A 9,298-nucleotide genomic window follows, 5' to 3' on the forward strand; every position below is an offset into this window, starting at 1 on the left:
GCTCGAGCTGCCGACCACCTGACCTTTTGCCGACCGCCCAGGCCGCCTCGGCGGACCAGCGCAGGGGCGGACCAGCGCAGGGTCAGCGGGGGAGTGGGCCCGTGTACGTCGCGCGGGAGTGCTCGACGTCGGCCATGTGTGTGTCGCCCCAGTCGCCCAGTGCCGCGAAGACGGACTGCAGGCTGCTGCCCAGCTCGGTGATCGCGTACTCCACGCGTGGCGGGACCTCCGCGTAGATCCTGCGCTGGACCAGGCCGTCCCGTTCGAGCTGGCGCAGGCGCTGGGTCAGCACCTTCGGCGTCACGCCGATCCGCCGCTCCAGCTCGACGAAGCGCTGGGTCCCGTGCGCCTGCAGCACCCACAGGATCGGCGTGGTCCACCGGCTGAACACGAGGTCGACGACCGGCGAGATGGGGCAGGCGGCGGCCGGGTCGTCGTCGGGCTGCGGGCACCAGGTGCCGGTGCCGGGCTTCGTGGTGGGTGCCGCGTCGGGCATGGCAGGCTCCAATACTTTCCTGAGGGAACCTACTGTACTGAGGCTCGTAACGTCGGCAGCACGGCGGCCACAGGGGCCGTCCGGCCCTGGTCCAGGGCTGTGTCCCACCGACAAGGAGCACCCATGATCGTCATCACCGGAGCCACGGGGAACATCGGGCGGCCGCTGGTCGCAGAGCTCGCCCGGCGGGGGCACGACGTCACCGCCGTCTCCCGCGCGGGTGCCGCCCCGCTCGACGACCCGCTGGTCCGCGGGGTGAGCGCCGACCTGGCAGAACCGGCGAGCCTGCGTGCCGCCGTCAGCGGCGCGGACGCCATGTTCCTGCTGGTGCCGGGCTCGGGCGGGCACCTGGACACCGAGCGGATCATCGGCACGGCCGCCGAGTCCGGTGTGCGACGGCTCGTCCTGCTGTCCTCGCTCGGCGCCGTCACGCGTGCCGGATCGGTCTCGCACGGTCCGCTCGCCGAGCTGGAGAAGCGGGTGCAGGGCTCGGGCCTGGAGTGGACGCTGCTGCGGCCCGCCGACTTCGCCAGCAACGCGCTCGCCTGGGTCCCGACGGTCCGGTCGGAGCGGGCCGTCCACGCGCCGTTCGGCGACGTCGCGCTGCCCGCCGTCGACCCGCTCGACATCGCGCAGGTCGCGGCCGCCGCCCTGGCCGACGACGGTCATGCCGGCCGTGCCTACGTGCTCACCGGACCTGCAGCCCTGTCGCCCCGTGACCGGACGGCGGCGCTCGCCGACGTGCTCGGCATCCCGCTCACCCTCGTCGAGCTCACGCGCGAGCAAGCGCGAACCGACATGCTCGCGTACATGCCGGAGCCGATCGTCGACGGCACGCTCGCGATCCTGGGCGAGCCGACGCCGCAGGAGCAGCTCGTCAGCCGCGACGTCGAGAGCGTGCTGGGGCGGCCGGCGCACACGTTCGCGGACTGGGCGCGCCGGAACGCGGGAGCGTTCGCGGCCTGACGCGGTGACCGGATCCGTCCGCCCGACGACCTGATCCAGCCTCCCGCACGGGCCGCACCGGGGACCACACTGGGGTCATGAGCAGAGCACTGATCGTCATCGACGTCCAGGAGTCCTTCCGCGTGCGCCCGCTGTGGGCCGAGACCCTCAACCCGGGGATCGCCGAGCCGGTCGACCGCCTGGTCGACCTCGCCCGCGCGGCCGGCGACCTCGTGGTCCGGGTGCTGCACACCGAGCCGGGGTCGGGCAACCCGTTCGACCCCGAGTCCGGTCACGTCCGTCTGTTCGAGGAGCTGAGCGAGCCCCTGCCCGGCGAGCCGCTCCTGCGCAAGACCTCGCACAACGCGTTCACCACGACCAACCTCCAGCAGATCCTCACCACCCACGGCGTGCGCGAGCTGCGGATCTGCGGCATCCGCGCCGAGCAGTGCGTGGAGACCACCACGCGAGTCGCCTCCGACCTCGGCTACGACGTGACGTTCGTCAGCGACGCGACCACGACCGACCCGCTGGGCCGGTTCAGCGCCGCCGACATCCTGGAGCGCACGGAGACCGTGCTCCGTGACCGGTTCGCGCGCATCGCGACCGTCGCCGAGCTGGAGTCCGAGGACACGGCCAAGGCCGAGGTGGCAGCATCGACGGCGTGACCACCGTCGTCTTCCTGCTCCTGCCCGGGGTCCACCTGCTCGACCTGGCGGGCCCCGCGCAGGCGTTCTTCACGGCCGGGGACTTCGGCCACCGCTACGACCTGCGGTACGTGTCTGGCGCCCCGGCCGAGGGCAGCGTGGCCGGCGCCACCCCGGGCAGCCCCGTGCCCGACGTCGCCGTCGTCGCCTCCGCGCAGGGCCTCCCGCTGGTCGCCGGTACCGGCTGGCCGGCGCTCGGCCCGGACGACCTCGTCGTCGTCCCCGGGTGGCGCGTCGGGGACGACCCGCAGGCGTGGCCCCGTCTGACCGCGGAGACGCGCGAGCGGCTCCGCGCCCACCACGCGGCAGGCGGCACCGTGGCCAGCGTGTGCGCGGGCTCCGACGCACTCGGTCAGGCGGGACTGCTCGACGGCCGGCGCTGCACCACGCACCACGCCGTCCAGGACGCGCTGGCGGCGCGGCACCCGCGGGCGCACGTGGTGCGGGACGTCCTGTTCACCACCGACGACGGCGTGGTGACCTCCGCGGGCATCGCCAGCGGCATCGACCTCTCGCTGCACCTGCTCGCCATGCGGCACGGCCCGGCGCTGGCCGCCCAGGTGGCGAGGGAGATGGTCGTGTACGCCCGCCGGAACGGGACCGAGCCGCAGGCCAGCGCGATGCTGCGGCACCGGTCGCACGTGGACGACACCGTGCACCGGGCCCAGGACCACATCGACGAGCACTTCGCGCGGACGCTCCCGCTCGCCGACCTGGCGGCGCGGTCCGGCGTCGCCGAGCGCACGCTGACCAGGGCGTTCACCCGGGCGACCGGGGTGACGCCCCTGCGCTACCAGCAGCTGCTGCGGCGCGAGCGCGCCGAGCACCTCATCGGCCAGGGCGCCACGTCGGAGCAGGCGGCCCGCACGGTCGGCTTCGAGGACGCGCGCTCGCTGCGCCGGCTCCGTGCCGTCGACGCCGAATGATCGGTAGAACGTCAGGTGATCGGCATTCCGAGCTACCGACCACCTGACGTTCTACCGACTACCCGGCGGTGGCCCGCCGGACCGGCAGCGCCCCGTCGGCCAGCGTCAGAGCAGCAGGCCGATGGCCAGTGCGATCACACCCAGCAGCGGCACCAGGCCCTGCTTGAGGGCGGCGCCGCGCTTGGTCGGGTCGGAGATCACCAGCACGAGCGACGCCGCGAACATCGAGCCCGCCCCGGCGAGGACCAGCGCGGCGCCCGCCGCCGTCGACCCGGTCCCCGTCAGGACGATGCCGACACCCGTGACGATCGCGAGGAACAGGTTGTAGTACCCCTGGTTCAGCGCGAGCGGCTTGGTCACCTCGGCCTCCTCGGCGCTCATCCCGAACGTCGCGAGGGTGCGCTTCTCGGTCCACGCGAAGGACTCCAGGTAGAAGATGTACACGTGGATGAGCGCGGCGACGCCCGCGAGCACGAGTCCGACGATCAGCAAGGCGGTTTCCTCCGGATGGGTGCGGCCTGACGGGACGGCGGCCGGGTGATCGGCAGTATGTCAGGACGCGCCGCGACCGGCCCCGGGAATAGCCGGCGCGCCCAATTGGCTCCGTCTCGTATGGAGTGGGAGATGACGGCGCTGCGGCGCGAGCGGCTCGCCGCCGGTGACGTACGGTCCCGGCCCGGTGCCCTGTGGGCCGTCGTGCTCGCCGGCGCCGTGACGCTGGAGACCGCCGACGCGCGGCACCGGGTGCTGTCCGGCGACGCCGTGCTCGTCGACGCCCGGACCGCGCACCGCCTCACCGCCGACGCCGAGACCGACCTGGTGCACGGCGACCTGCGGCGCGCGGCCCCGGGCGCGGTGCTGCCGAGCCCGCTGGTGGTGCGCGGGTTCGACGAGCGGCAGCGCGGCGTCGTCGCGCTCGTGACCGCGTGCCCGCTCGACGCGATCTCCAGCCCGGCCCCGTTCGCCGCGAGCTACGCCGGCCTCATCGGGGCGGCGATGACGGCGCTCTGGCAGCAGGGCCACGCCCTCGACGGCGGCCCGGCGTCCGACGGCGCCGCGGGTGCCGGCCCCGCGGACACCCAGGTGGCCGACGTCGTCGCGGCGCTCGCGGCCAGCCCCGGCGAGCCGTGGACGCTGGACCGGATGGCGGCGCTCGTGCACCTGTCGCGCTCCGCTCTGACCGAACGGTTCCGCCGCGCCACCGGGCACAGCCCCATGCAGATGCTGCGCGAGGTGCGCATGCACCGGGCCCGCACGCTGCTCACCGACCGGTGCCTGCCGGTCACGCGCGTCGCGTTCGAGGTGGGCTACGGCTCGGTGGCGGCCTTCAGCCGGGCGTTCGCGTCCGACCACGGGCGCTCACCGCTCGCGTGGCGGGCCGGGCCGGCCCCGACTGGCCCGGCGGTCCAGCCGGGCTCGGCCGTCCAGCAGTCCCCGGCCGTCCCGCCGCCCCCGGTCCTCAGGCGTCAGGCCCGCCCCTGGGTCCCCTCCGCCCCGCCCGCCTCAGCGGCGCGGCACCCGCAGGACCGCCCAGCCGAGGCCGGCCGCGACCGCGGCGGCCGCGCCGACCAGCATCAGCGGCCGGACGCCGTGGCCGTCCAGTAGCGCGCCGCCCAGCGACGACCCGGCGGTGATCGCGACCTGGAAGGCGGTCACCTGCAGCGACATCGCGGACTCGGCCCGTTCGCGCTCGACCCGGGTGACCCAGAGCTGCGAGAACACCGGCACCATGCTCATGGACAGGCCCCACAGCACCACCGCGACGGCCAGCACCGGCACGGTCGAGGCGAACGCCGTCAGCACGAGCGCCGCGGCCAGCGCCAGCGGGGCCGTGGCCGCCAGCGGCCGGAGCCACCGCGCGAGCACCCCGGCGAGCACCGTGCCCACCGCGCCGCCGAGGCCCCAGGCCAGCAGCATCCACGTGGTGGTCGACGGGTCCACCCGCTCGATCGCGATGCGGATGTAGGGGTAGGCGGTGAAGTTGGCGAACGCGACCAGCACCACGCAGGCGATGCCCGCCAGCAGCCGCCGGTTGCGCAGCGCGGCGGTCAACATCCGCAGGCCCGCGGTCGGGTGGGCCGGCACCGACGGCAGGGTCAGGGCGAGCACGACGGCGCCGAGCGCGGTCAGCACCGCCACGCCCCCGAAGGTGGCGCGCCAGCCGACGGCATCGCCGATCACGGACGCCACCGGGATGCCGACGACGGTCGAGATGCTGGTACCGAACGCCAGCGCCGACGAGACCACGCGGTCCTTGCCGGGCACCGCGCTGGTGCCGGCGCCGAACGCGAACGACCAGTACCCGGCCAGCGCGATCCCGAGCAGCAGCCGGCCCACCAGCAGCACGGCGAAGCTGGGCGCGACCGCCACGGCGAGGTTCGACACCGCGGCCAGCGCGAGCAGGGTGACCAGCACCGTGCGCCGGTCGGCGCGGGGCAGCAGCACCGCGATGCTCGGCGCCGTGAAGGCCCCCGCGATGGCGGTCGCGGCCACGGCCAGCCCGGCCGTCCCCTCGCTGACGCCGACGTCGGCGGCCAGCGCCGGCAGCACGCCGGCCGGCAGGAACTCGCTGAGCACCACCATCGCGATGCCGAACGAGAGGGCGACCACGGGGGTCCAGGTTGGATTGTCCGACGACGGGGCCACGCCGGGTCCGGGCCGCGTGGTGGTGGTTGTGCTCGTGCTCATGACGCAAGCCTGGCTCGCGCCCGGACCGCGCGGTTGATCGCACGGCGAGGGCTGTTGATCGCCCGGCCGATCACTCGCCCGGCGTGGCCTCGCGCGGCGTCGCCTCGCCCTGCGTCGCCTCGGCGTGCGGCCGGCTGGCCCGGTCGTGCCGCCAGGCCCGGATGCCCGCGACAACCGACGCCGCGATGACGACGCCGGCCACGACGTAGGCGATGGGCCGCACCGACGGGTCGGACGCCGCGTAGTAGCCCAGCACCGTGATCAGCACCGCCCAGCTCAGGGCCCCGAAGACGTTCGCCGTGAGGAACCTGAGGTACGGCATGCGCGTAACGCCCGCGATCACGGGCACGAAGACGCGGGCCCAGGGCATGTACCGGCCGATCACCACGGACCACCAGCCGAACAGGTCGTAGAACCGCTCGGTGCGCACCACGGCGGCCTGCACCCAGCGGCCCCGGCGCGACTCGAGGTACGGCCGCCCGTAGCGGCGGCCCAGCACGAACGCGACCTGGTCGCCCGCCACCGCGGCGATGCCGACGCCGATCGCCAGCACCCAGATGTCGATGCGGTCGGTGCTGCCCGCCACGATGCCCGCGCCGAACAGCAGCCCGTCGCCCGTCAGGAACGGGATGAACACACCGACGAAGAACGCGGTGCCGACGAACACGAGGCCCCAGACCACCAGGTAGAAGGCGAGGGGGCCGAGCACGTCGAGCCAGCCGGCGACGTCGTCCGAAACCGCGGTCCTGAGCATCGAGGGCGCCCTCCGGTCCTTGGGGAAACGTCTTGTGAGGACAGCCTAAGGTGCGCCGCCGGGTGGTCCGCCGTCGGCCCGGTCCGGCTCAGGCGCCGGGCCGGTCGATCACCCGCGACATCACCAGCGCCGTGCGCGTCTTGACCACGTGCGTGACGGTGCGGATGCGCTCCACCGTGCGCTCGATCTCCTCCATGCTCGTGGCCATGACGTGCACCATCGCGTCGGCGTCGCCGGTCACGGTGGAGACCCGCACCACCTCGGGGATCGGGGCGAAGTCGCGCTCCAGGACCTTGGGGGAGACGATCCCGGAGCAGAAGATCTCGACGTAGCCCTCCAGGATCCAGCCCATCGCCTGCGGGTCCACGCGCACGGTGAAGCCCGCGATCTCCCCGCGGGCGATCATCAGGTCCACCCGGCGCTTGACCGCGGGAGCCGACAGACCCACGACGCTGCCGACCTCCTGGTAGGTGGCGCGCCCGTCCCGCAACAGCTCTCCGACGATCGCCCGGTTCACGGCATCCATGAACGAATCGTTCAATACAGCGAGCGATCACGCAAGAATCCGCGGCAGGATGCGCAACGGATGCGTGCCTGTTGTGAATCGGTGCGGCCGTAGCCTCGCGCCATGACGCAGACCACCGCGCAGCGGACCGCCACCCCGCGGCACTACCTCATGTGCCCGCCCACGTACTTCGACGTCGTCTACGCCATCAACCCCTGGATGGACCCGTCCTCGCCCGTCGACACCACCAAGGCGCTCGCCCAGTGGGAGGCGCTCCGCACGGCCTACGAGGCCCGCGGTCACAAGGTCGACGTCATCGAGCCCGAGGCGGGCCTGCCCGACATGGTCTACGCGGCCAACGGCGGCATCGTCGTCGGCGGACGGGCGCTCGCCGCCCGGTTCACCTACCCGGAGCGCGCGGCCGAGGGCCCGGCGTACGACCGCTGGTTCGGGACGCCCGAGGCCGAGGGCTATCGCCGGCTCGGCGAGTCCGTCGAGGTCATGGAGGGCGAGGGCGACCTGCTGCTCATCGGCAAGCTGCTGCTCGCCGGCACCGGCTTCCGCACCACGCCCGCCGGCCACGCCGAGGTGGCCGAGCGGCTGGAGCTCGCCGAGCAGGGCATCGAGCTGGTCCCGCTCGAGCTGGTCGACCCGCGCTACTACCACCTCGACACCGCCCTGTCCGTGCTGGACGACGGCGCCGTCACCGGCGAGACCGTCGTGGCCTACCACCCCGAGGCCTTCAGCCCGGCCGCGCAGGAGACCCTGCGCGAGCGCTTCCTCGACGCGATCCTGGTCGGCGCCGAGGACGCCGCCGTCCTGGGCCTGAACGTCGTCTCCGACGGGCTGCACGTGTTCCTCAGCGACCGCGCCGGCGCCTACGCCGAGGCGCTCAAGGAGCGCGGTTTCGTGCCCGTGGGCATCGACCTGTCCGAGATCTTCAAGGGCGGCGGCTCGGTGAAGTGCTGCACGCTCGAGCTGCGCCCCGAGACCACCACGCCGTCCGCCCTGCCCGCGCTGACCGGCACCGCGCTGGCCGCGACGGTGCTCGCCGGCGCCGTGCTCGCCGACGCGGCCGCCGCCACCTCCGCAACTGCCGCCACCACCGAGGAGACCCGATGACCACCGTCCCGTACCTCGACGTCGCCGCCACCGCCCGCTGGGTCGCCCGCCGCGGCCCGGAGGCCGCCATCGCCGCGCTGACCGACGCCCTGGACCGCGACTTCGCGCGCTGGCCCGAGCTCGACAAGCGCCCGCGCATCGCGTCGCACTCCCCGGAGGGCGTCATCGAGCTCATGCCTACCTCCGACGCCGAGACCTACGGCTTCAAGCTGGTCAACGGGCACCCGCTCAACCCGGCCAACGGCTTCCAGACCGTCACCGCGATCGGCATGCTCGCCGACGTCGGCAACGGCTACCCGACGTTCCTCGCCGAGATGACGCTGCTCACCGCCCTGCGCACGGCGGCGACGTCGGCGCTGGCCGCCCGCTACCTGGCGCCCGCGAACTCGCGGACGCTCGCCCTGATCGGCTGCGGCTCGCAGGCCGAGTTCCAGGCCCTCGGCATGCGCGCCGAGCTCGGCATCGAGACGCTGCGGGTCTTCGACGTCGACCGCGACGCGATGGAGAAGCTGGCGAAGCACGCCAAGGCGCTCGGCTTCGACGTCGTCCTGGCCGACGACGCCGCCGATGCGGTGCGCGGCGCCGACGTCATCACGACCTGCACCGCCGACAAGCAGAACGCGACCGTGCTGCACGACGCCGACGTGACCGGCGGCGTGTTCATCAACGCGATCGGCGGCGACTGCCCGGGCAAGACCGAGCTGGACCCGGCGATCGTGGCGCGTGCCAGCGTGTTCGTCGAGCTGCCGGAGCAGACCCGGATCGAGGGCGAGATCCAGCGCCAGGCCGCCGACTTCCCGGTGACGGAGCTGTGGCAGGTCGTCACGGGTGCGGCGCAGGGTCGCCGGAGCCAGGACGAGCTGATCGTGTGGGACTCCGTCGGCTTCGCCGTGGAGGACTGGACCGCGCTGAAGTTCGTGCTGGAGGACGTCACGGCCAACGCCCCGGAGCTGCTGCAGCACCTGGACCTCATCGCCGAGCCGACGAACCCGAAGGACCTGTTCTCGCTGGTCGCGGAGGCCTGACCTGCCCGAGCGTCGCGCCCGACCGGGGCGCCTGCGCCGCTGCCGACGGTGTGTCGCACGGCGTGTCGCTCGGGGAAGAACGTAGGTGCGCGGGGTGTGTTGCTCTGCGTAGACAATGTCTACGCCTGTC

General features: G+C 73.8%; 11 protein-coding genes. 6 read left to right on the forward strand and 5 right to left on the reverse strand.

The features are described from left to right. Positions 1 to 82 precede the first annotated feature (82 nt). On the reverse strand, positions 83 to 496 hold the full coding sequence (locus ACFU5G_RS27040; RefSeq protein ID WP_377251694.1) for a winged helix-turn-helix transcriptional regulator: 414 nt from the start codon (positions 494 to 496) through the stop codon (positions 83 to 85). Between the two features lie 123 nt (positions 497 to 619). On the opposite strand from ACFU5G_RS27040, the gene ACFU5G_RS27045 reads away from it, so the two are divergent. The 3 genes from ACFU5G_RS27045 to ACFU5G_RS27055 all read left to right on the forward strand — a co-directional run bounded on the left by ACFU5G_RS27045 (position 620) and on the right by ACFU5G_RS27055 (position 3,074). Beyond that, positions 620 to 1,462 (forward strand): SDR family oxidoreductase, encoded by an 843-nt coding sequence (locus ACFU5G_RS27045; RefSeq protein ID WP_377251696.1) that lies wholly within the window; start codon positions 620 to 622, stop codon positions 1,460 to 1,462. Positions 1,463 to 1,539: 77 nt separating this feature from the next. Further along, positions 1,540 to 2,109, forward strand: a complete 570-nt coding sequence (locus tag ACFU5G_RS27050) for an isochorismatase family protein (RefSeq protein ID WP_377251698.1) — start codon at positions 1,540 to 1,542, stop codon at positions 2,107 to 2,109. Next, complete coding sequence (locus tag ACFU5G_RS27055) at positions 2,106 to 3,074, forward strand: GlxA family transcriptional regulator (RefSeq protein WP_377251700.1); 969 nt, start codon at positions 2,106 to 2,108, stop codon at positions 3,072 to 3,074. Before ACFU5G_RS27050 ends, ACFU5G_RS27055 begins: the two co-directional genes overlap by 4 nt. A gap of 105 nt (positions 3,075 to 3,179) precedes the next feature. Here the strand turns inward: ACFU5G_RS27055 and ACFU5G_RS27060 are convergent, their stop codons facing one another. Continuing rightward, positions 3,180 to 3,566, reverse strand: coding sequence for a DUF1304 domain-containing protein (locus tag ACFU5G_RS27060; protein ID WP_377251702.1), 387 nt, complete (start codon positions 3,564 to 3,566; stop codon positions 3,180 to 3,182). Between the two features lie 132 nt (positions 3,567 to 3,698). Here ACFU5G_RS27060 and ACFU5G_RS27065 point away from each other — a divergent pair, with 132 nt between their 5' ends. Beyond that, positions 3,699 to 4,679: a helix-turn-helix domain-containing protein gene (locus tag ACFU5G_RS27065; RefSeq protein WP_377251704.1), complete on the forward strand. Its 981-nt coding sequence runs from the start codon at positions 3,699 to 3,701 to the stop codon at positions 4,677 to 4,679. Here ACFU5G_RS27065 and ACFU5G_RS27070 read toward each other — a convergent pair. From ACFU5G_RS27070 to ACFU5G_RS27080, 3 genes are all read right to left on the reverse strand, one after another. Next, positions 4,578 to 5,762 (reverse strand): MFS transporter, encoded by a 1,185-nt coding sequence (locus ACFU5G_RS27070; protein ID WP_377251706.1) that lies wholly within the window; start codon positions 5,760 to 5,762, stop codon positions 4,578 to 4,580. The genes ACFU5G_RS27065 and ACFU5G_RS27070 overlap by 102 nt on opposite strands. Positions 5,763 to 5,832: 70 nt before the next feature. After that, positions 5,833 to 6,516, reverse strand: coding sequence for a DedA family protein (locus ACFU5G_RS27075; RefSeq protein WP_377251708.1), 684 nt, complete (start codon positions 6,514 to 6,516; stop codon positions 5,833 to 5,835). 88 nt (positions 6,517 to 6,604) lie between these two features. Then, on the reverse strand, positions 6,605 to 7,042 hold the full coding sequence (locus tag ACFU5G_RS27080; protein WP_020016425.1) for an Lrp/AsnC family transcriptional regulator: 438 nt from the start codon (positions 7,040 to 7,042) through the stop codon (positions 6,605 to 6,607). Between the two features lie 102 nt (positions 7,043 to 7,144). On the opposite strand from ACFU5G_RS27080, the gene ddaH reads away from it, so the two are divergent. Together ddaH and ACFU5G_RS27090 are read left to right on the forward strand one after the other, a co-directional pair. Beyond that, complete coding sequence (ddaH, locus tag ACFU5G_RS27085; protein WP_377251710.1) at positions 7,145 to 8,143, forward strand: dimethylargininase; 999 nt, start codon at positions 7,145 to 7,147, stop codon at positions 8,141 to 8,143. Continuing rightward, a complete protein-coding gene (locus tag ACFU5G_RS27090; protein WP_377251712.1) occupies positions 8,140 to 9,168 on the forward strand; it encodes an ornithine cyclodeaminase in 1,029 nt (342 codons plus the stop codon). The genes ddaH and ACFU5G_RS27090 overlap by 4 nt, the downstream gene beginning before the upstream one ends. The last annotated feature ends 130 nt before the right edge of the window (positions 9,169 to 9,298 follow it).

This window comes from Promicromonospora sp. NPDC057488, from assembly GCF_042802395.1.
In the GTDB taxonomy this organism is placed as follows: Bacteria; Actinomycetota; Actinomycetes; order Actinomycetales; family Cellulomonadaceae; genus Promicromonospora.